This window comes from Pseudomonadales bacterium (assembly GCA_041395665.1).
Classification (GTDB): Bacteria; Pseudomonadota; Gammaproteobacteria; order Pseudomonadales; family UBA7239; genus UBA7239.
In genome coordinates this window covers 196198-218820 of sequence record JAWLAB010000003.1, presented here as the reverse complement: position 1 = coordinate 218820, position 22623 = coordinate 196198, and the positions used below count along the sequence as shown (strand labels likewise).

Sequence of the window (22623 nt, the reverse complement as noted above, 5' to 3'; positions counted from 1 at the left end):
CCGTGATAGGCAATCAATGTTGCCGTCATAGCAACATTGAGCGACTCGATGCCGTTAGCCATAGGGATGCTGATGGCGGTATGCGACAGCAACTGAATTTCTTTTGAAACGCCATCAGTTTCATTGCCCAACACAAAACCGTCGGCTTTGTAATAGCGTAATCAAACAGTGTAGTTTTTCCATTTGCAGCCATCAAACAAATATTTGCTGAGTGTTGCGCTAGTTGTTGCAATGTTTGTGGCAGCGTTTCACAAATAAAAATAGGCGCGCGAAAAAAAGTGCCTGCGCTGGCTTTAATCACTAAAGAATCTAAACGCGCACAACCGCGTTTGGGGATAATCACGCCGTCTACACCACCAGCCGCCGCTGAGCGCAAAATCATGCCGACATTTTGTGGGTTGGTAATTTGATCAAGCGCCAAGAATCTTGCATGTGGCTTGCTCTTTGTTAGCGAGAGTAGTGCATCTGCTTTTTGTAGGTTAGGCATACGAATATCTAATGCCACACCTTGATCCTGCTTGCCATTGCGTGAAATACGCGATAACGCCAAACGCGTATGAAACGCTTTGGGAACTTGTTTTTTATCGGCTAGCTGTAAGATTTCATCCAGCGAGCCACCTGCGCGATTGGAATCAGCCAAATGCAGTTTGTACGGTTGAATAGCTGGATTTTGTAGTGCTTCCAACACAGGTTGGCGACCAAAGAGTGTGAATAAATCATGGGGCAGGGGAGATTTGCCAGATTGCGTCATGTGAAATCACTCACCAGTCAGTGCGGTTTCTATGCGCGACAGTATAAAATGCTCAGCTCTTTCTGTTGTAATCACAGTGAGTTTTTCATGAGCGAAGTCTTTGATGTCATTTTTGTTGGCGCAGGCCCCGGTGGCTATGTGGGCGCTATTCGTGCGGCGCAACTGGGATTGAAAACGGCTTGCATCGAACGCATGAAAGGCAAGGACGGCAAAGCAACCTTAGGTGGTACTTGTTTGAATGTCGGTTGTATTCCATCGAAGGCGCTGCTGGACAGTTCCTACAAATATCACGAAGCGAGTGAGTCGCTCGCTGCTCATGGCATACAAACTGGTGAAGTTACTATTGATGTAGGCGCAATGCTGCAACGCAAAGACGGTGTTGTGAAACAGCTCACCACGGGCATTTCACAATTATTCAAAGCTAACAGCGTTACACACATCAAAGGTTCGGCAAAATTATTAGCCAATAAAACGCTTTCCGTAACAGATGCGGATGGCGCAGAAACACAGTATCAAGCCAAACATATTGTGCTGGCAGCGGGTTCTACACCCACACAAATTCCTATCGCAAAAGTGGATGACAAATACATTGTTGATAGCACGGGCGCACTCGATTTTCCTGCGGTGCCGCAACGCCTTGGCATTATTGGTGCGGGTGTGATTGGTTTAGAGCTGGGCAGTGTGTGGAAACGCTTGGGCAGCGAAGTGGTTTTGCTCGAAGCCTTGGATAGTTTTTTACCCATACTCGATCAATTCATCGCCAAAGAAGTGAAAAAAACTTTAGGCAGACAAGGTTTGGATATTCGCTTGAGTTGCCGCGTGACTGCCACGCAAATTGACGGCGAAAAAGTGGTTGTCAGTTACAGCGATAAAGACGGCAACGCGCAACAAGAAACATTTGATCGCTTAGTGGTGTGCGTGGGTCGCAAACCCAACACACAAGATTTATTGGCTGCAGATTGTGGCGTTGCCTTGGATGCACAAGGTCGCATCCCCGTGGATGAATACTGTGCAACAAGTGCCGAAGGTATTTGGGCCATCGGCGATTTAGTGCGCGGTCCGATGTTGGCGCACAAAGCATCGGAAGAAGGCGTGATGGTGGCGGAGCGTATCGCTGGTCACAAAGCCGAGATGAACTACGCGCTGATTCCTAGCGTTATCTACACGCACCCAGAAGTGGCTGCGGTGGGGCAGACAGAAGAGCAGGTGAGGGCAGAGGGCAAAGACTGCAATGTGGGGCTGTTCCCGTTTGCGGCATCGGGGCGCGCTTTAGCGGCGGATGAAACCACGGGGCTAGTGAAATTGATTGCCGATGCCGAAACTGACCGCATCCTCGGTTGCCACATTGTCGGCGCGAGTGCGGCAGATTTGGTGCAGCAAGTGGCTGTTGCCATGGAGTTTGGCGCGACGGCTGAAGACTTGTGTTTGATGGTATTCGGGCACCCAACGCTGTCCGAAACGGTGCATGAAGCCGCATTAGCGACCCATGGTCGTGCAATCCATGTTGCTAACAAGAAAAAGCGTGCTTCCGCGCCTGAAAAACCTTGAAAACAGTTGGGCTGAAACCTGTCAGAGTGTAGAATCTGCGCGCGTTATTTTTCGGGTGATGGCTACACAGTGCTTTGTGTCCATCAATTTTCGTCAAACCGGCTTTTGCCGGGTCACAGAGAGCGGTAAAACATGAACCTTCATGAGTATCAGGGCAAGTTACTGTTTGCCCAATACGGCTTGCCCGTATCAAAAGGCCACGCGGTTAGCACTGCTGAAGAAGCAGTGAATGCAGCGGACACAATCGGTGGTAAGGAATGGGTTGTTAAAGCTCAGGTGCATGCCGGTGGTCGTGGTAAGGCCGGTGGTGTGAAATTGGTGAAAACCAAAGACGAAATTAAAGAGTTTGCTGCTCGCTGGTTGGGCAAACGATTAGTGACTTATCAAACAGATGAAAACGGTCAGCCAGTTAATAAAATTCTGATCGAAACTTGCACCGATATCGACAAAGAACTGTATCTCGGCGCGGTATTGGATCGCGGCACTCGCCGCATCGTTTTCATGGCGTCTACAGAAGGCGGCGTGGAAATTGAAAAAGTGGCGCACGAAACACCAGAAAAAATTCTGAAAGCTGTGATTGATCCTTTGACTGGCGCACAGCCCTATCAAGGTCGTGAACTGGCTTTCCAGCTGGGTTTAAAAGGCGTACAAATCAAACAATTCGTTGATATTTTCTTGGGTTTGGCAAAATTGTTCCAAGAAAAAGATTTGGCGTTAATTGAAGTCAATCCATTGGTTATCACCAAAGAAGGCAACCTGCATTGCTTGGATGCCAAAATCGCTGCTGACGGCAACGCTTTGTATCGCCAGCCACAACTGCGCGAAATGCACGATCCAACGCAAGACGACGAGCGCGAAGCCTTAGCTGCGCAGTGGGAACTGAACTATGTTGCTCTCGAAGGCAACATCGGCTGTATGGTGAATGGTGCAGGCTTGGCAATGGGCACGATGGACATTGTGAAATTGCACGGTGGTCAGCCAGCCAACTTCTTGGATGTAGGCGGCGGCGCAACGAAAGAGCGCGTCACCGAAGCATTCAAAATCATTCTTTCTGATTCCAATGTGAAAGCGGTATTCGTCAACATTTTTGGCGGCATCGTGCGTTGCGACATGATCGCAGAAGGCATCATCGGTGCAGTGAAAGAAGTGGGCGTAAAAGTGCCAGTGGTTGTGCGTCTTGAAGGCAACAATGCTGATCTCGGTGCGAAAAAATTGGCTGAATCTGGCCTCAACATCATTGCTGCCAACGATTTGACCGAAGCAGCGCAAAAAGCAGTTGCTGCCGCCGGAGGTGCCAAGTAATGAGCATTTTGATCGACAAAAACACCAAAGTGATTTGCCAAGGTTTCACCGGCTCGCAAGGCACTTTGCACTCAGAACAAGCGATTGCGTACGGCACAAAAATGGTTGGCGGTGTAACGCCAGGTAAGGGCGGCACACAACACTTAGGTTTGCCTGTGTTCAACACCGTGGCTGAAGCCGTTGCTGCTACTGGCGCGACAGCGTCTGTTATCTATGTACCAGCACCTTTCTGCAAAGACTCCATTCTTGAAGCAGCTAACAACGGCATCCAGTTGATCGTCTGCATCACAGAAGGCGTGCCTACTTTGGATATGCTGGAGTGCAAAGTCACTTGCGATACGCTCGGCGTGCGTTTGATTGGCCCTAACTGCCCTGGCGTTATCACACCAGGCGAATGCAAAATCGGCATCATGCCCGGCCACATTCACTTGCCAGGCAAAGTGGGTATCGTCTCGCGTTCCGGCACTTTGACTTACGAAGCTGTTAAGCAAACTACTGATGCAGGTTTTGGTCAGTCTACTTGCGTAGGTATCGGCGGCGATCCAATCCCAGGCAGCAGCTTTATCGACATCTTGAAATTGTTCCAAGATGATCCAAAAACTGAAGCCATCGTGATGATCGGTGAAATTGGTGGTTCAGCGGAAGAAGAAGCCGCTGCATTCATCAAAGCCAATGTTACTAAGCCGGTTGTTTCATACATTGCTGGCGTAACAGCACCAAAAGGCAAGCGTATGGGTCACGCGGGTGCAATTATTTCTGGAGGCAAAGGTACAGCCGATGAGAAATTTGCTGCACTGGAAGATGCAGGTGTAAAAACTGTTCGCAGCTTGGCTGAAATTGCTAACGGCTTACGCGCAGTAACTAACTGGAAATAAACAGCAAATATTTGCTGAGTTCCAACAAAAAGGCAGCGCAAGCTGCCTTTTTTATATATCCTCAAAACATGAAAAAAAATATCGCGCTAGCTTTCAGTATTTTTACTTTGTTGTTTATTGCAGCAGGTTTTAGCTTTCTTTATTGGTTTCCTCGGCTACTACCAACAGGGTTTGTAATGATGCTAACGGATGAAGGTTTGCATCCCTTATTACAATCATCAAAAAAAGAAGTGATTCCACACCGCTATATTGCTTTGTTAGGCGATTCCTATGCTGCAGGAATGGGGGATTGGGCAACAGCTGAGATGTCAAAACCGCAAGCTCGTTATAGCACCGCACATTTATTGCAGGATGCGACAGGCAAGGATGTCATTAGTTTTGGATCGGCTGGGGCAGGGAGCGTGCGAGGTATTGTTACCGAGCCCGTTTCACAGTTAGCCTATTTAAAGCAATACATTAGCAGTGATATAGAACAGCCAGAATGGATGCTGATCTATTTTTATGAAGGCAATGATTTATACGATAACGCGGCTTACTTTCATTATGGTTTTCCACGCTTATTTGATCTTACCAAACAATTTGACTCAGTGACTTACCAACAATACCTGCAAAAATTTGCTATTGATCGTGACGATACAATGCAAATTGTTAAAGCAAATGATTGGTTAAGGCATTGGCCGTTCCTCAATTTCTCAAATACATTCATTCGTACATTGGCAGGAATGCAGCCCAGAAAAATAGGTGGGCAGGGTGCTGATGTTGATTCCACCCTTGATCCGCCTTGGATCATGGGTGGTGCCAGCTTTCGCACGCCGGGGAAGATGAATCAGGCTCGCATTAGCAATCAGATAGTACAACTGCCGGATTCGCTACAAGGGCCAGCACTGGCTTTGAATGCAGATGAGTTGAAGCAAGCATGGTTTGCCTTTGATCAATCGCTGCAGTTTACTCGTAAAAAATTTCCAGACACACATTTCATGCTCGTTTATATTCCATCGGTTTTATCCACCTACGAGCTGCAATCTGAGCAAATTTCTGTTCAGACTTATGAGCGTCGTGAAAGAATTTTTACGCGCCAGCAACTTCTAGAATCCTCACAGCAAATGCGCAACACATTTATAAAAATGGCGAACGATAAACAGCTACCTTTTGTTGATACGACCGACGCCATGCAAAGTGCGGCAAAAATAAAAGCATTGCACGGTCCGGAAGACTGGAATCATCCCAACCAAGAGGGTTATCGAGTGATGACTGAAAGTATTATCCAGCAGCTTGAACCTTTGCTTGTTAACATGACTCCAAGAGTAAATGCACCGTAACGGCCAAGCCATAACTACGCATAATCTATATTATGTTAAATTAAAGATGCAGCCTTATTAGAATGGAAAAACAATGACGCATAAGACAAATACCCGCACTAACCTATCTCGGTCGGCAATATTGGGAAATCGAATTACAAAGAGCCTTATTTTGACGGGAATGCTTTTGGTTAGCGGTAGTTTGTTGGCTAGCATTAATATCACGGCAAAGCCATCCGCATGGCACGAAGATTCTTCGCAAATCAAGCTCACCCAAGACATCGTGCAATTGATGCAAACCCAGCACTTTCGCAAGATGCCGTTGGACGACGCATTGGCCTCCAAGCTGCTTGATAACTACTTAAAAGTGCTTGATCCAAACCGGATGATTTTCTTACAAATAGATATTGATGAGTTCAATACTCGGTACCGCACTACGCTGGATAACGATTTGGAATCTGGAAGATTGCTTGGCGCAGAAGCTATTTATCAACGCTACTACGATCGTTTTACCGGTCGTCTTGAGTGGGCTGCTAAGCAGGTCGATTTTCTCGTCAAAAATGAAAAATTTAATGGCGATGAAACGATACAAACTGATAGAAAGAAAAGCCCTTGGCCAGCAGACCAAACGGCAGCGGATCAGTTGTGGCTCGCTTATCTCAAAAATGACATTCTCAATCTGCGCCTTGCAGATAAGCCGACTGACAATATTGGCGCCACCCTCCTTCGTCGTTATAAAAGTCAGCTAGATAGACTGAAGCGGCAGACAGCAATGGATAACTATGAAATTTTCATTAATGCTTATGTCGAGCTGTACGATCCACACACTAACTATATGTCACCAAGATCAACAAAAGATTTTGAAATTTCAATGGCATTATCTTTAGAAGGTATTGGAGCTGTACTTCAGAAAGAAGATGAGAACACGAAAGTTACTCGATTGATGACTGGAGGCCCTGCGGACAAAGATGGACAGTTAAAAGCTGGTGACCAAATTACCGGCGTCGCTCAAGGAAAAGATGGCGATGAATGGGAAGATGTAATCGGCTGGCCTCTGGATGAAGTTGTTGATTTGATCCGTGGTAAAGCCGATACATGGGTGAGATTGCAAGTAAAAAGAAATGGACAAATATTATCGAAGCCAATTGCTATTCGTCGTGAAAAAGTAAAATTAGAAGATCAAGCTGCCAGTCAAAAAATCATTGAAATACCAGATCAGAAAACGGGGAAATCTCTTCGTGTTGGAGTGATTACTATTCCTGCATTTTATTTAGATTTTGATGCGCTGCGTCGTGGAGATCCTAATGCAAAAAGTACGACGCGTGATGTGGCAAAGATACTCAATGACATAACACAAAAAGGCATTGATGGTGTCGTCATTGATTTAAGAAATAATGGCGGCGGCTCATTGCTTGAAGCTACACAGCTTACCGATTTATTTATTGATCAAGGTCCAGTTGTGCAGATTTTATCAGCGGATAATCATGTTGATCGCCGCAATCGTGCTGTCGGGACAGTTAACTATAACGGCCCCTTAGTTGTTCTGGTGAATCATCTCAGTGCATCTGCCTCTGAAATTTTTGCAGGAGCTATTCAGGATTATCAAAGGGGTATCATCGTTGGCGATCAGACATTTGGGAAAGGCACAGTGCAAACGCTGATTCCAATGGAGGAAGGTAAAATTAAAATCACCGAAGCAAAGTTTTATCGCGTTTCTGGTGGTAGCACGCAGCACCGTGGCGTAGTTCCTGATATCAGTTTCCCTGCCCTGCTACCTTACAGTGAAATTGGTGAATCAGCGTTGGAGCATGCTCTGCCGTGGGATGAAATACAGCCCGCACCTCACTACCGTTTTGCAGATTTACCAGCACTCATTCCACAGTTGCAATCAGCGCACAATCAACGCATGAAAAACAATGTTGAATATCAATCCTTACTAGATAGAACAAAGTGGGCTGATGAATTAAGGCAAAGAAAGTCGATGCCATTAAATTTATTAAAGCGCGAAGAAATAAAAGAGGCGGATGATAAAAAGATTTTATTATTGGCTAATAAAGTAAGGGCTTTCAAAGGAAAGCCACTTTTTAAAACCATACAAGATATCGATGATGACGCACAAAAACAGAGAGATGAAAAAAATCCACAAGACGACTTTTTTCTGATGGAAAGTGCCAATATTCTTGCTGGATTAGTTGACGCACAGCAGAATGGTACTGCACTCGCTGTATCAGCCAACCACCCTTAAAAAACTATTCTGGTTTGTTGTTGCCATCACCTACTGCACTAAAACTCCAGTGCAGTGGGCAGCGATCTGAGCGCCCAGTAACGAACTGAGCAGGCACATCCACTCTGCGTAATTTCTTGCCGCATTCCTCACCCTTAGCCGTTGAAAACTCACCGCAGACTGGGTTGTTGTAGTGCGTTAGCCAGCTTCTGTAGTCGGTCTCTGTTACTTTGCACATGGTGGCTGCGTAAGCCAGTGGGTTTTCAAGATAAGTACCAATGTCTTCTAAGTCAATCGTGATATTGCCAGCGCCTAAGTGGTACGCCATAAAGGTAACTTTGTTATCACGCAAACGGGTAATAAATTGTTCGCCAGCTTCTTTGATTAATTTTGCGTGTTCCCGATGCAAAGTATCAATCTCATCGCGCAATACGGTTTGTTGCTCTTTACAGTAAGAGATTTCAATGTCTTTCCCGTCGAGTTGTTGCTCTAACTCTTTAACAATACCTTGAACGCGAATTTCCAATTCGGCTTCAAAATTAGCCTTGAGTTTTTCTATTTGATCTCCTTCAACTTGCTTGGATTCTTCCAATTGCTTATGGAAAGAATCGCGCAGCTTATCAGTGATTTGTTGTTGATCTTGTAGCTGTCTGCGCAGTGCATCCATAGCTTGGCGGCCACTATCAATTACTGCTTGTGTACTTTCCAGCTGTGTTTGCATCTGTCGCAGTTCATCACTATGAATCTGCCGTGCTTCGCGCAGTTCATCAGCGGCTTTATTTTTTTCTGCGGTTAGCTGAAGTTGATGTTGCCTTTCTAAGTTCTCCAGTTGCTCGCTATTATCAACAGCCACTTTTTTCCTGATATATTGAATCAGTGAATGCGCCAAAGATTTATCTGCATCACTGATTTCACCGGCACTTCCACCAAAATTAGAAACTAGCGCCTCACCAGTTAAAACTGGAATTTCAAAAGCGTATTTGCGGTCACCATCGTGGATTTCATCAACATCAAACGGCAACTCTTTGAATCCCAAGCGATTGCGTTTAACAAGATCTCGCAGCACGACAAATGCATTGGGTTGCTGATTCATGTCAGGATCCCACAGCCCTTGAACATGCCAATCAACAGGACACTGACTGCGGCAACACAAACGAATAGGACCGGCACCCAGATCTGGCCCCAACTCCGCTTGGTCTGTTAATTCTTGTAGCGGGATATTCCATTTACTATCGGCGTTACCAGCACTATCAAAACGCAATAGAAAAAAAACGGCAGAAATAATTTTGAGTTGACCATTTATTCCCACACAAACTGCTTGGATATTTTTATCGGCAAAACTTGGAATAGGTACGAAGTTATCAAGAATGGCTTCAAATTCCGTGAACAGCATTTCTCTATCGACATGCCCATCGACAAAAAACATCACTGATTGGTATTCCCCACTTGTATAACCTGAAAACATACGATTTCCTCTAACTCAATTTTGAGGATGCTATTGTTATATGCGCCCTTGCTATAATGCGCCCCAATTCCAGCTATCAGAAAAACACAGCGATGAAATCGGTAGAGTTGTTATCACCAGCAGGCTCCATCAGAAATATGCAGTATGCGTTTGCTTACGGCGCCGATGCAGTTTACGCCGGTCAACCCCGCTATAGCCTACGGGTAAGAAACAATGAATTCAACCAGTTAGACAAAATGGCTGAAGCCATTTCTATGGCGCATGCGCAAGGTAAACGCTTTTTTGTCGCCAGCAATCTCGCGCCGCACAACGACAAAATACGCTCTTACTTGCGTGATATGGAGCCGGTGATTGCCATGCAGCCTGACGCACTGATTATGTCGGATCCAGGGCTCATCATGATGGTGCGCGATAAATGGCCATATATGCCTATCCATTTGTCTGTGCAAGCAAATGCGGTGAACTGGGCTGCTGTTAAGTTTTGGGAGCGACAAGGCTTGCAGCGCGTGATTTTATCGCGTGAATTGTCGCTGGACGAAGTAGAAGAAATACGCCAACGCTGCCCTGATATCGAGCTAGAAGTCTTTGTGCATGGCGCATTGTGTATTGCTTATTCTGGGCGCTGTTTACTGTCGGGCTACATGACGCACCGTGATGGAAACCAAGGTGCTTGCACCAATTCTTGTCGCTGGAAATACGACACTCACGAAGCTACAGAAACCAATGAGGGCGACATTGTCGCTACCAATCCCGAAGTGCAAAAACAAATTACTGAAGCGAGTCAAACACTTGCCTCCTCTTTTCAAGTTTCAGGTGAAGTAGGTAGTTGGGATCCTTCGGTTAGCCCTACCGACAGCGTCAGCAGTGGAAAATTGCTCAACATTGAAGACCGTGTTTTTCTATTGCAAGAAGAGAATCGCCCTGGCGAATACATGCCCGCTTATGAGGACGAGCACGGCACTTACATCATGAACTCCAAAGATTTGCGTGCGATACAGCATGTCAAACGCTTGATTGATATTGGTGTCGACTCTTTGAAAATTGAAGGAAGAACCAAATCGCATTTTTATGCAGCAAGGACTGCACAGGTCTATCGTGAAGCGATTGATGACGCTCTGGCCGGTCGCGAATTTAATATGGGGTTGATGGATAAATTAGAAAGTTTAGCCAGCCGTGGTTATACAGAAGGTTTTTATCGTCGTCACTTACCGAAAGAATATCAAAACTACGAAAGTGGCTTTTCAATTTCTACCAAGCAACAGTTTGTTGGTGAGGTGATAGGCAAAGATAACAGCACGAATGAATGGATAATCGATACAAAAAATAAATTTTCTGTTGGCGATGAAATTGAATTGATGCATCCACAAGGTAATCAGGTATTTCGCTTATCTGCTATGAAAAATAAACATGGCGAATCTGTAGAGGTTGCGCCAGGATCTGGCCATCAAGTGCGCATTCAAGTTGAAGGAAATATAACTCCAGATTTTGGTCTGTTGATGAAAGCCATCTAAAAAGGAAGCCTCGGTGAGTTCACTATTGTCTATTGCTCGCCAATCGGCTGTATTCGCAGCTTTCTGTTTGTTGGCATCTTTTTCGCAAGCAGAAAAATGTGATTCAAGCACACACTGTGTACGGGTTGGCACTTGGAATATCGCTTGGTTAGGAGGTGAAAAACGCGATCAGGCGTCTGACACAAAAACCATTCAAGGCATGGCGGATATGATCTCTGATCAATGGTCTATTGATTTAATTTCGTTACAAGAAATTAACACCAGTATTGACGGTATGTATCGTGGTGACCACTACTCTACCCGTCCTTGGCAAGAGTTGCGTTCTGCCTTAGAGAAAAAAGGTTACAAAACGGCAGTAGGAAATAGTGGCCAAGGACAGCGCGTTGTTATGGCTTGGCGCAAACCTGTCATTGCAGATGCGGCCGTTGCCGAGCTCAATGTACCCGACAGCTATCAAGTGAATGAATGGTGTCGATCGTCACAGTTACGCAGACCACTAGCAGGGAAATTTCGAGCAGATAAATTTGATTTCTGGTTGATTGCAGTGCATCTCAAATCAGGTTTTGGCAATCAAGGACACTGCAGCGATGATGTGCGGGGCTTACAAACTTATTATCTTGCCGGTGAATTAAAGAAACTTGAGCAATCTGACCGTGACATTATCGCTTTAGGTGACTTTAACACTTCAGGAAAAAATAAAAGCTTAGAAGCACTTTTAGCGATGGGTTTAGATGCCACCACAGAAAAAGGAGATAGAAATCCTGAAAGTTTTAATCGTTCACAAGGAAAAGGAAAGTATGGAAAAATACTCGATCACATCATGATAAAGAAAAAAGATACCGGCGAATGGCGCAAGCAGTCAACCACGATCTATAAGCCACAGAATTCAGAGCCTTTCACAAAGCAATTTTCCGATCACTTTCCTGTGTGGGCTGATTTCAATACACAAACGGACGATGATTAAGTGTACTCAGTTACATTATTCATTCGTTGAATAATGTTTTCCATCACTACACTGCCATCAAAGCGAGCGTCTAAGGCCGCAATAAAAGAATACACACCTGCCAATTTGCGTGCCACCAACATAAATTCCACGCCTGGAAATTGAAAGTGTTGACTAAATGCAGATTTCAACGCGAGCTTCCCCATACGCTTTGGTAATTTTGCAGCAGCCCAACAGTAGTTTCCCGCTTCATCCATTGTGTAAGATGGAATATCCTCTCCTTTTTCTAATCGCATTTTGTAATTTAATGGCTCTGCCAATCCAAGCAATACAGAGCAAAAAATATCTTTAATTTCATTCGCTGTATCTTCTGATAAAAATCCCGCCTGTATCATTCCATTACAAAGTTCGTCTTTATCGCCCCAATAAGCAGCAAGAATCATTTTTCTTAGTGCTTTCAGTAATGAAGGCTCCAATATTCGTACGGAACCAAAGTCAAGCAAAACAATAGTGTCTTGAGGTCTGTATTCATCAGCTATGTAAATACGATAGTTTCCTGCGTGGGGGTCAGTTTGTATTTCACCCCAAAGAAAAACTTCGGAGAGCAGTAGCTCCAGCATATTTTGGGCTAGGTAATTCCGCCTGTCTTGCGACAGTGTTTGAATAACAGGATCATTTTGTGAGACGCCTTGCTCAAAACTCATCGCTAAGATAGTCGATGTGGAATATTCCTCATACACTTGAGGAACGATAAATCGATCATCGTTAGCCAGCAGATTTCCCCAGCGCAAAAGCTTTTGTGCTTCTTTTTGTAAATCAATTTCTTCGAGTAAAACTGCAATGATTTCGTCCGCTCGCGATGACATTTCCTCTCGCTGCTTTTTATCCATCCATAAAAAGAGAGAGGCTTTTAAAACACTAAAATCAGCCAGTAAGGCTTTATCAATATCTGGATAAAGAATTTTTAAGCAGATAGGTTGGTGGCTGATTTTAATTCTTGCTTTATGTGCCTGCGAAAGAGATGCCGCTGCCAGTGGCGTGGGTTCAATGATTAAGTCAGTTCTTTTATCACCAAGTGCTGCCTCTATATGAGGAGCAATGCAAGACCAGGACAAAGGGTCTGTGTCTGACTCTAATTGATGTAAAGCGCTGGCTACTACGGGAGGGAAACAGTAGTCAGCATAGGTTGCTAAAATTTGCCCCAGTTTTACTACGCCGCCTTTAAGCTGGCTTATGTCTTGCACTAATTGTTGTATTTGTTTTTCAATATTTTGATGGCGCAGTGTTTGTTTTTCTTCCGCATCGCTAATTAAGAGTGTATTCCACAGACCTTTTGTCCATCCCCATCCAGCTTTCATGCCAGCTTGTGCGAGATGTAAGTGGCGAGAGATAGCGTGATGGCGAATACCCTTCACGCGTCAAAAACCTGCTTGTAGTAGCGATCACAGAACTCTAAAAACTCCTTTTTGCCTTCACCAAGATAGGGGAAATCAAAGAGAGAACTTGAAAAACACCTTTGTTGATGATGGTTTTTTCATCCTGTTTTTCATCACAAAGTATGGAGTACGCAATCCAGTAAGTAACTGTCATGACGATATTACTGACCAAAATGTCGATATCTTTCTGATCAATAACCAAAATATCCACATCACGGAGTGATGAAATAACCGTTCTTGCCGTTTGAAACTTGATATTCAGTAACCGCCTAAATTTTTTGCCGAGAGAGGCATAGCGAAACAGCAACTCATTGATATTGTGATAAATAAATCTGTAGTGGTAGATTTCTTCAAAAACCACATGTAGGTAATACCAACTATCCTCAACCTTGAGTTCTTTTTTAATTGGCGCATGAAGTATTTCAGCAAAGCTATTTTCAAATCGAGCAAACAATGTCTCAATAATGATTTCTTTGCCTTTGAAGTGGTAATAGAGATTGCCAGGACTTATTTCCAGCTCATTAGCAATATCCGCAGTTGTTACATTGGGCTCACCCTCTTCGTTAAATAAAAGTAGGCTGGCCTGTAAAATTTTTTCTTTTGTTTTCATGCGGCCCTATTAAGGAATGGAATAGATAAGGGCTTAATATCGAAAATTCACAAAAAAAAAGCAAGGCTCCAGAGCGGAAACCTTGCTAAAAGTGGATCAGACAAACAGGAAGGGTTGTCTGTCCAGGGCTAGAACGATGAAATTAGGCTTTGGCAGATGCCTTAGCAGGTGCTTTGGGCTTGCTAACAGCCATGCTGTCCAGTAATGCGTCCAACTTATCAGACAGTGCATCAACTTTTGCATTCACTTCGTCAATTTTTGCGTTATCAGCGCCGATGCTCAAAGAGCCCATGTTTACACTGTTGCGCACTTTATTGATACGGTCTTCAATAGTTGCAGTCGTTTTGTCTTTAGCTTTAGATAATTTGGCTTGGCTTTCGCTATCCAGCTTTTTGCCGAGCTCTACCAAATCGTCAAATACTTTGCTGGTTTCTTTGCTTACTTTGCCGTACTGGCTTACAGCTTCATCAAATGCTTTGCCGTACGCTCCCAATCCAGCCAGCCAAATGCTTTTAGCAACTTCACTTGCTTTGTCTGCAATTTTAGCTTCTTTGATATCTTTTACTTTCTTAGTCATAAACTTCTCCGTTTATCTATTGGGTTACTGGTTTGATTGGTGGTGCTGCCTAGCCAGAACCATCTTTCACATCGGAGTGCATAGTAGGAATAAAAAATAGAATAAACATACTAATTATTCATTATTATGATTTTATTTTGCGCCGCACCAAAATAAGTCTTTCGAGTATACTGAAAAAGTTTCCAAGAGTAGCCAATCATGTCGAAACCTAAGCCTGCCGAAGCGAATCAGTCAAAGCCACTTACCGATTTCCCCGTTGCAAAGCGACTGCTCTCCTCTTCTGAGGTCATGAAGCATCTTCATCTTGAGCATAAATATGTTGCTCGTTTGCTTAAAGTCTTAAACGAACAAATTGAGTCAATCGATGCAGGTGAGAAACCTGATCTCTCGGTTATGCGTGATGCTATCGGCTATATGCATTCACACGTTGATCGTTTTCATCACGCGAAAGAGGACATTGTTTATCGCAAGCTCGCGGAGCAAGGTGAGACTCAAAAAGAAGAAGTGCTATCACTGCTGATTGACCACGAAACGATTAATAAAAAATCAGAAGCTTTGCTGCACTATATAGAAGAGCTTCAGCAGGAATGGACAGCCGATCTGCAGAGAACTCTGCGCCTGCGCTGTGAAGATTATGTAGCCAGCATGAAGCGCCATATGGACTATGAGGAAAGCCAAGTTTTCCCTCTTGTGTTGAGCACTTTGTCTGAAGAAGACTGGTCAGACATCATTCATGATATTCAGCCAGAGGCGGATCCTCTGTTTGGCAATACGATTGAGCAGCGTTACGCCAACTTATTCAGCGCCATTTCCGAGAGCGTGGAGCGAGCTGCCGAAGAGGCCACCGTAGCGCAATGGGTGGGCTTGGGAGCTGCCATGGAAAATATCGGTGTCTTTTCGCAATGCGGCAGCGCCATTGCCAAAACAATCAACTCGCATGTTAAACAGGCCTACAAGAGCAACATGGTTGCTTGCCGTAAGCTTTGGCAATCTGGAACTAAGAACCCCGCAGATTACCTCAGTGTTTCCGCTGATTGCCTACTGAATAATTACGACACCTGTGTGGATACTCTGCAGGATATCGGCAAAATTCTGCGCGGCACTCGGATTCAAGTGGCAGAGCCGTACACCACTCGTTTACGGATTTATCACGAGTCCAGTAATGCGCCGGAATAGCACAATAAACACTATATGTAGTATGCTTTTAAGGATAAGAGCGGCATCTTTTGTGTAATGCAAATGAAATGTCCCCAATCTGACCATTAAGAAGTTCAACATGACAGAAGCAGCACATAAAATTAACTTTGCTAACGCATTGATGGAGCTGAGAGCACCGGTCGAAGCGCTATCCCTACTCCCCGCCCTGCCTATCCTGCGTCGATTGGCACCGCGAGGGAATGGGCAGCCCGTGTTAATACTGCCAGGCTTCCTTGCTACGGATAACAGCACCTATGTCTTGCGGCGCTATTTGAAGCGACAGGGCTATAACGCACATGGCTGGGATTTGGGTCGAAATGCAGGTTTACGCAACAGCACTTACCTCAAACTAGAACAACGCATTATTGAAATGTACGGCCAACATCAAGAGAAAATCAGCTTGATTGGCTGGAGCTTAGGCGGCCTTTATGCCCGTATCTTGGCTCACCGACTCCCTGATTATGTGCGTCAGGTTATTACGCTAGGCTCGCCTTTCAATTTGGCACAACCTAAAGCAACAAGTGATGTGGATGAAGTGTCCAGCTCAATATTGAAAATCTATGAACGCCTGAACCCCGGTGCAAGCCAAGATGAATTGTTGCAAGGTACACCCATTTGGGAAATGCCGCCTCCAGTTCCATCAACCTCTATTTACAGCGAGAGTGACGGTATTGCCGCATGGCGCAGTTGTATTGATGAGACGAGTGCTTCTACGGAAAACCTGCGCATCAGCGGGAGTCATATCGGCATGACTCACAACCCGATGATTTATTACGCAGTCTCAGATCGTCTGGCACAAACAGAAGAGCAGTGGAAGCCATTTGATGCGCATTGGGCACACCGATATTTATTTTTGCGTGCTTCTGATGGCAAACCTGAATCCGTGCATGAAGCACATGCATGAAAGTAACGCTGAAATCTTAATCTGAGTTATTTAACTTATGAGCAGCTATCAGGCAGCAGCATTTAAATTGGTTTTACGCATCCTCAAGAAGCGTATGTTTACCAATACCGATCATGTTGCTCTACGCCGGATGGTGAATAATTCGTCGCGCCGTATGCCCAAGCCGCCAGCTGATATCGATTTTCGCTCTGAAAGAATCGAAGGCATCCCCTGCTTGTGGGTCAAAGCAATGGGAGCCGAACCCGAAAAACTAATTTTGTATTTGCATGGTGGCGGATACATTTTCTGTTCTGCACATACAACACACAAAGATATTTTGTGGCGTTTGTCTGTTGCATCGAAATGTAGAGTGATTGCACCAGACTATCGATTGGCTCCAGAACATCCCTACCCTGCTGCACTAGAAGACTCCATCAAGGTTTATCGCTGGTTGTTGGATCAAGGCTATAAGCCAGAGAACATCGTTATTGTTGGCGATTCTGCGGGCGGCGGTTTGACTTACGGCACCGTTCTGAAAATTCGAGATTTAGGTCTTCCTCTGCCGGCAGCAACCGTGGGTATGTCACCTTGGACAGACTTAGCGGTAACAGGTGAATCCGTTATTACCAATCTCAAGCGCGATGCTTTGATCCCAGGCGACGGGCTGCCAGAAGGTGCTCAATATTATTTAGCGGGCGCTTCGACGCGTGACCCTTATGCTTCACCGCTATACGGCGATCCAACAGGATTGCCGCCAACACTCATTCAAGTCAGCAAAGACGAAGTGCTACTGGATGACTCAAGACGGTTAGCTGCTAAATATCGCGCAGCGGGTGTGCCCTGTGAATTGGAACTGTGGGATGGCATGCCACATGTTTGGCAAACACTAGCCATGTTTATTCCAGAAGGAAAAACAGCCATCAATCGTATTGGCAGTTTTATTGCCAAGCATGTGCATCAAAAAGAAGCTTAAATCACATCAGATTTTTTTTCTGGCTTTTTTGATTTTCTTCTTTTCTAAAACAACTTCTTGCTCAACTACTTCTTCTGCCTGAAAAACTTTTGCACATAAGTCATTAAAAGACTCTTGCAAGCATTGTGCGTAGAACGCAGGGTCTTCCATCTTTTGGCGGTCAGCAGTAAATCCAATTGTCAGTGACTCCCAAGTACTCGATAAAGTGTGAAAAAGTCCTGTATTGGGAATAAGTGGCCCCATACCAAAAGAATCTATCATTTTGGCGCCACAAAAATACAGTGGCTCTGCGGAGCCAGCTAAGTTGGCAATAATGGTGTTATTGGCCGGTGGAAATTTATCAAGCACACCAGATTCAACCGCTGTTTTAACACCCCAGGCAACAAGCCCTGTGTACAAACAGTTCATCGTGTCCGCTACTAAATTATTGCCTAGTACTTTTGCGTAAGCCTTTCCTGCTTGTGATTCTTTATGGACTTTATTCAATCTTTCTAGCGGGTCTTTTATATCAGTACGCAAAGCGACATTGGCCAAACTGATTTTTTCATTGCCTACGATGGTTGATTCTTCTTCGCTTTTGCGAATGCTAAGCGGAACAGCGGCAACCAAAGAGTCTTCAGGCATTTCATCTTTTGCCATCAGATACCGTCGCAAGCCGCCGCCAATTACAGTTAAAGCAATATCGCTGACCGTAACATCTCCCACTTTGTTTTTGATCTTACGAATGACTGCAAAAGGAATATTGACACGATCCACTACGCGTCTTGGCGATAACGGGCCATTAAACCGAGTTTTATTTTTATGAAGCTGCTTTAGTTCGCGAGATTCAATGCCACGCATGACGGCGTTATAGAGGCCAAAAATTCGCCCCGCCATACGAATCAAATTGCCCGACTTGTATACATTATTCAATGCGGCATTAGCGAGAATTTTGGGGAAGTGCACATCAGACTCATAGGCAACAAAGCGTGCAAAATCAATATCGACCGCGTGAAAACGATTAGATTCATCATCCAAAACATGATGGAGACTATTGAATACTTCCATGGCTGTTTTGCCATCCATCAAGGCATGATGAACTTTGAAAAGAACTGCAAAACAACCGTTAGGCATGCCTTCAATACAATTCAAACCATCAATAACATGCACTTCCCATAAAGGACGATTTCTATTTAATGGCTGTGCGTGCAAGTTAGCCACTAACGAACATAGTTTCTGCCAATTACACGGTTTAGGTAGCGCAATGTGTCGAATGTGATAAACAAAATCAAAATAGGGATCTTCAACCCAATAAGGCTGATCCATATTTAGTGGTACTTCCATTAATTTACAGCGAAGAAGCGCAAGATCCCCGTTAATTCTAGATTCAAACAAATCTACGATGTTCTTGAACTCCATACCTGATTTAGTCGATGATGGGTCGTAAATAGATAGCATCGACATATGCATAGGCATGCCATGCATTTCAGAGTGTAAGAACAGGGAATCTAGCCCGCTCAGCTGTTTCATAAAAACTACCGCAAAAAATTATTGAAGAAAAACCTTACGATTTTTCAGCCTAGAAAAAGCACGATTTAACATGCGATCAATAGATGCTTCTACTGCCAGACCGAACCGCTCGGCGATCCCATGTTTTTCTATCCAGCCAATGTGGTAAATGTCGACATCTGGATAACGAGAAAATAGATATTCTTCGCTCGTCATAATCTGATCAACAAGGAGCAGCTCAGCAGCTTTTTTTCCAAACCAAGTTTCGCCAGTGGCAACAGTTTCCATATTAAGGTTTGGTCGCGATGCTGCAACAAAGTCTTTAAACAGATTATGAGTTTCCTGTATTTCATCTTGAAACTTCTGCCTGCCTTTTTCTGTATTTTCACCCAACATAGTTAGTGTGCGTTTGTACTCCCCTGCTGTGAGCACTTCATAATCAACATCATGCTTTTTAAGCAGGCGATTAAAGTTTGGGATCTGAGCAACTACACCAATAGAGCCAATAATCGCAAAAGGTGCAGCGAGAATTTTGTTGCCGATACAAGCCATCATATAGCCGCCACTTGCAGCAACTTTATCAACACAAATAGTCAATGGGATAGATTTATTACGAATGCGCTGCAACTGAGAGGCTGCAAAACCGTAGCTATGTACCATGCCTCCTGCACTTTCTAAACGAAGAACCACCTCATCTTCTGCTTTAGCTTGTGTGAGAATTGCAGTAATTTTTTCAGATAGCATTTCGGCATCAGAAGCCTTGATATCACCATCAAAATCAATAACAAATAAGCGTGATTTTTGTGATGTTTCAGCACCACCTTTTTTCTTGAGTACCTTACTTTCTTTGGCCTTAGCTTTCTCAGCTTTCTTTTCTAATTTTACGACGGCCTCGTAGTCATCATCAGACAGTATCGCTGCCTGCATGGTTTGTGAAATTTCGTGATACTTATCATTTAGGCTTTTAACCTCAACATAGCCCTGCTTCTCTAGCTTTTTTAAGCGCTGAGTTGCGGATGTTAAGGAGACCAATAAAAAACCAATAGCGGCAACCAGTGTGATCGTTTTTGCTAAAAAAATACCGTACTCAAAAAGAAATTCCATAAATACTCAATGTTACTACCACGATTTCACTGCATCTTTTGCTGGGGCATTGACTGGTGTTACCGTCAAATACTGGCCAGCAGATAAAACTTCAAAAATTGCACCATCTGCTATCGGTGTATGGTTAGTCATTGCCAGATGTGCAGACACTAGAGGCATCGCTGCTGGATGGGCATTTAGGAATTGCCAAGTATCCCAAGAGCGCTTTTGACTCAATGCTTCAGGTTGTTCGCGCTCGACCATTTTATCCAGTTGCAACTCAATAAAACGCGCAGAGATGGCTTCGAGCATATAACCTGTTCGCAAGCCGACAAAAGCAATTAAGGGCGGCCAATCAAAGGTTCTTACGGAGAGTTGCCATTGCTGTCCTTGAACTTCCCTACTGCTAAATGCGCCGGATGGCTCCTGTAATTCAACGATGTAAGTATTCGCCTCTTTCTTGCGGAAGCTGACTGTGGCCACCACATTATTATCCGCGCCAACGGATTGGTAGCCATAGATATCCTTACCAGACAAAACAGCACCCAATGCCACTACCAAAATACTAATACCAGCAACACCACGCAAAAATCCTGCTATCCATTTCTTGTTACCTAGTAACTTGAAGACAAAAAATAATGCGGCTAGCGCAAGAAGAAAGAGAAGAATAGCGATTACCTGATAGACCATTACATAACTCCTTGATTATTTGTTATTTAATTTGCAGGAAACCCTAAAGCGTTAACGCTTTCTTCTGCAATTTCCAAAATGGAGTTGTCTTGTTTATGTACAGCAATATACGCTTCAAGAAAGTATTCAATACTCATGACTGCGTCAGCAAAAGTTTCCATAAGTTGCTGAATTGCACCACTGGCATCCGCACGCATTAATTTTGTTTCAACAAACTGCATACACGATTCTGTTACTTTCGCCGCACGGGACATGTTTAATAAAATTAATGCACCGCGAACACTGTTCAAGCTTTTGCCCAAATTAGCAATATGCGCGGAGTCATAGCCAGATTCTGCGTAAGAGGCCATGGCTCGCTTGATTAACGCCAAACCAGATTGCGCTTCGTCCAATACAACTTTCTCTGCCTCTGCCAATTGACTTTGCGCAATGATCGTATCTTTACTCAATGCGTTAGTTTCAGCTAATTTCGCCTGAGATAAATTGATATTCTGAAGTGCCGATACGGTACTTTCTATGTATAACAGCGTATCAGCCACTTCAACTAATTGTGAGTGATCTGCTGCATGTTGCTGCTGCTCCCATTCGTTAATTTTTGCCACTTGCTCGCGTAATACTTGACCAGGCGAAACTAAACCAACGACCGATAATGTATCGGCAACGCGCGTCAATGAAGCAATCATATCTGGGTAAGTGGTCACGATATCACCACCACCTTGTGCAGCCATTTCCAATGCATTTTTGCTGGAACGAATTTCTTCTTGGATTACTTGTGCAACGGACTGCACTGTAGATAAGCCAGGTCCGCGTAAATTGTTCAGCTCCTCTTCCACTTCAGCTTCTGAGTATCCCAAGGGATTAACAGCAAAAGCGGAGCGTACGGCTTTTGCTGATGAAGATTCCGAAGCTGATGTCGCAACAACATAAACAAAGCCGCGCAATAATTGCTCATCGATTGCTTCGTCGAGAAACACCTCACCCTGTTGCACTAATTTTTTTAATTGGCGGTCGAGAGCGGATAACAACATTTTTCGTGAATTAGGCAAAGCGAGATGTTTTTCTCGCACTGTAGATAGCGCAACGCCTGCTGCCCATAAAATTTTACTAAACGGTTTTCCATCACTGATGGCATCTGTTCTTTCTAGGGCGCGCTGCATTAATCCTAAAGAGTAATCGGCATTTTGCCCTTGTAAAACACCAAGCAATCCTACTTGGTACATATGTCTAAATCGGCGCGCTGCATCTTGCGTATACGCCACTGGTGAAGAAACCGTATGTTCTCCACCCTGTGCGTTCATTATTAAAAAATGACTATCTGGCAAAGCAGGTAATTTTCTGGCGGCTCGAATTTCATTAATAAATGGCAACAATAAAACCGGCATCGAGCGCTCAAACTGCTGCACATATTCAAAATAGCGCGTAGCGACAAATGCAGCTGTACTTACCGCTGATAAAACGCTGTCATAAGAGGCGTCGGCATCGGGTGGTAATGTTTTTAATACATCGATAATTTCTGCTGTCAGTAAATCAGCACCCTGCAACTGTACGATTCGAAATACGCCGTCAATTTGTTGAAAACTTTCCAGCGCAGCAGCAACAAGATCCTGTCGCTCTCTGGCAGAAATGTACTGCTCTAATTGATTGGTAGCCAATTGAATTGCTGCTAAAAACTCAGCTTTGACTATGTTCAGAGAAGTGAGGTTAACCGCTCGTTGATCCGACACGCTGGCATCCTGATAGCTAGTTATTGGCAGATGTCGAAGCGCCCT

19 protein-coding genes are annotated in these 22623 nt (G+C 44.4%); 10 read left to right on the top strand and 9 right to left on the bottom strand.

Going from position 1 to position 22623, the window contains the following annotated elements:
• Positions 1-25 precede the first annotated feature (25 nt).
• Entirely contained in the window at positions 26-751 is a 726-nt protein-coding gene (locus R3E63_05710) for a TrmH family RNA methyltransferase (protein MEZ5539441.1), read from the bottom strand.
• An 87-nt stretch (positions 752-838) separates the two neighbouring features.
• Here R3E63_05710 and lpdA point away from each other — a divergent pair, with 87 nt between their 5' ends.
• The 5 genes from lpdA (at position 839) to R3E63_05685 (ending at position 8019) form a co-directional block, all read left to right on the top strand.
• On the top strand, positions 839-2299 hold the full coding sequence (lpdA, locus tag R3E63_05705) for a dihydrolipoyl dehydrogenase (protein MEZ5539440.1): 1461 nt from the start codon (positions 839-841) through the stop codon (positions 2297-2299).
• Positions 2300-2431: 132 nt separating this feature from the next.
• Complete coding sequence (gene sucC, locus R3E63_05700) at positions 2432-3601, top strand: ADP-forming succinate--CoA ligase subunit beta (GenBank protein ID MEZ5539439.1); 1170 nt, start codon at positions 2432-2434, stop codon at positions 3599-3601.
• On the top strand, positions 3601-4476 hold the full coding sequence (gene sucD / locus R3E63_05695) for a succinate--CoA ligase subunit alpha (protein ID MEZ5539438.1): 876 nt from the start codon (positions 3601-3603) through the stop codon (positions 4474-4476). The genes sucC and sucD overlap by 1 nt, the downstream gene beginning before the upstream one ends.
• Before the next feature lie 11 nt (positions 4477-4487).
• Positions 4488-5795, top strand: coding sequence for a hypothetical protein (locus R3E63_05690; protein MEZ5539437.1), 1308 nt, complete (start codon positions 4488-4490; stop codon positions 5793-5795).
• A gap of 73 nt (positions 5796-5868) precedes the next feature.
• Complete coding sequence (locus tag R3E63_05685) at positions 5869-8019, top strand: carboxy terminal-processing peptidase (protein MEZ5539436.1); 2151 nt, start codon at positions 5869-5871, stop codon at positions 8017-8019.
• A 4-nt stretch (positions 8020-8023) separates the two neighbouring features.
• Here the strand turns inward: R3E63_05685 and R3E63_05680 are convergent, their stop codons facing one another.
• The gene (locus R3E63_05680; protein ID MEZ5539435.1) at positions 8024-9463 is read right to left on the bottom strand and encodes a hypothetical protein; all 1440 of its coding nucleotides are present in this window, start codon (positions 9461-9463) and stop codon (positions 8024-8026) included.
• Between the two features lie 92 nt (positions 9464-9555).
• Here R3E63_05680 and yegQ point away from each other — a divergent pair, with 92 nt between their 5' ends.
• Together yegQ and R3E63_05670 are read left to right on the top strand one after the other, a co-directional pair.
• Positions 9556-10974, top strand: coding sequence for a tRNA 5-hydroxyuridine modification protein YegQ (gene yegQ / locus R3E63_05675; GenBank protein MEZ5539434.1), 1419 nt, complete (start codon positions 9556-9558; stop codon positions 10972-10974).
• A gap of 13 nt (positions 10975-10987) precedes the next feature.
• A complete protein-coding gene (locus R3E63_05670) occupies positions 10988-11938 on the top strand; it encodes an endonuclease/exonuclease/phosphatase family protein (protein ID MEZ5539433.1) in 951 nt (316 codons plus the stop codon).
• On the opposite strand, the gene R3E63_05665 is transcribed toward R3E63_05670, so the two are convergent.
• The 3 genes from R3E63_05665 to R3E63_05655 form a co-directional block, all read right to left on the bottom strand.
• The gene (locus R3E63_05665) at positions 11935-13332 is read right to left on the bottom strand and encodes an AarF/UbiB family protein (GenBank protein ID MEZ5539432.1); all 1398 of its coding nucleotides are present in this window, start codon (positions 13330-13332) and stop codon (positions 11935-11937) included. The genes R3E63_05670 and R3E63_05665 overlap by 4 nt on opposite strands.
• 37 nt (positions 13333-13369) lie before the next feature.
• On the bottom strand, positions 13370-13963 hold the full coding sequence (locus tag R3E63_05660) for a TetR/AcrR family transcriptional regulator (protein MEZ5539431.1): 594 nt from the start codon (positions 13961-13963) through the stop codon (positions 13370-13372).
• Positions 13964-14105: 142 nt separating this feature from the next.
• Complete coding sequence (locus R3E63_05655) at positions 14106-14540, bottom strand: phasin family protein (GenBank protein MEZ5539430.1); 435 nt, start codon at positions 14538-14540, stop codon at positions 14106-14108.
• 198 nt (positions 14541-14738) lie between these two features.
• Here R3E63_05655 and R3E63_05650 point away from each other — a divergent pair, with 198 nt between their 5' ends.
• The 3 genes from R3E63_05650 (at position 14739) to R3E63_05640 (ending at position 17593) form a co-directional block, all read left to right on the top strand.
• Positions 14739-15716, top strand: coding sequence for a hemerythrin domain-containing protein (locus tag R3E63_05650; GenBank protein MEZ5539429.1), 978 nt, complete (start codon positions 14739-14741; stop codon positions 15714-15716).
• 100 nt (positions 15717-15816) lie between these two features.
• The gene (locus R3E63_05645; GenBank protein ID MEZ5539428.1) at positions 15817-16641 is read left to right on the top strand and encodes an esterase; all 825 of its coding nucleotides are present in this window, start codon (positions 15817-15819) and stop codon (positions 16639-16641) included.
• A gap of 37 nt (positions 16642-16678) precedes the next feature.
• Positions 16679-17593 (top strand): alpha/beta hydrolase, encoded by a 915-nt coding sequence (locus R3E63_05640; GenBank protein MEZ5539427.1) that lies wholly within the window; start codon positions 16679-16681, stop codon positions 17591-17593.
• Positions 17594-17599: 6 nt separating this feature from the next.
• Here R3E63_05640 and R3E63_05635 read toward each other — a convergent pair whose 3' ends face one another.
• The 4 genes from R3E63_05635 to R3E63_05620 are packed head-to-tail and all read right to left on the bottom strand — an operon-like array spanning position 17600 to position 22578.
• A complete protein-coding gene (locus R3E63_05635; GenBank protein ID MEZ5539426.1) occupies positions 17600-19102 on the bottom strand; it encodes a wax ester/triacylglycerol synthase family O-acyltransferase in 1503 nt (500 codons plus the stop codon).
• An 18-nt stretch (positions 19103-19120) separates the two neighbouring features.
• Positions 19121-20185, bottom strand: coding sequence for a protease SohB (gene sohB / locus R3E63_05630; protein MEZ5539425.1), 1065 nt, complete (start codon positions 20183-20185; stop codon positions 19121-19123).
• A gap of 15 nt (positions 20186-20200) precedes the next feature.
• A complete protein-coding gene (locus R3E63_05625) occupies positions 20201-20854 on the bottom strand; it encodes a hypothetical protein (protein MEZ5539424.1) in 654 nt (217 codons plus the stop codon).
• A 26-nt stretch (positions 20855-20880) separates the two neighbouring features.
• The gene (locus R3E63_05620) at positions 20881-22578 is read right to left on the bottom strand and encodes a hypothetical protein (GenBank protein ID MEZ5539423.1); all 1698 of its coding nucleotides are present in this window, start codon (positions 22576-22578) and stop codon (positions 20881-20883) included.
• Between the last annotated feature and the right edge of the window lie 45 nt (positions 22579-22623).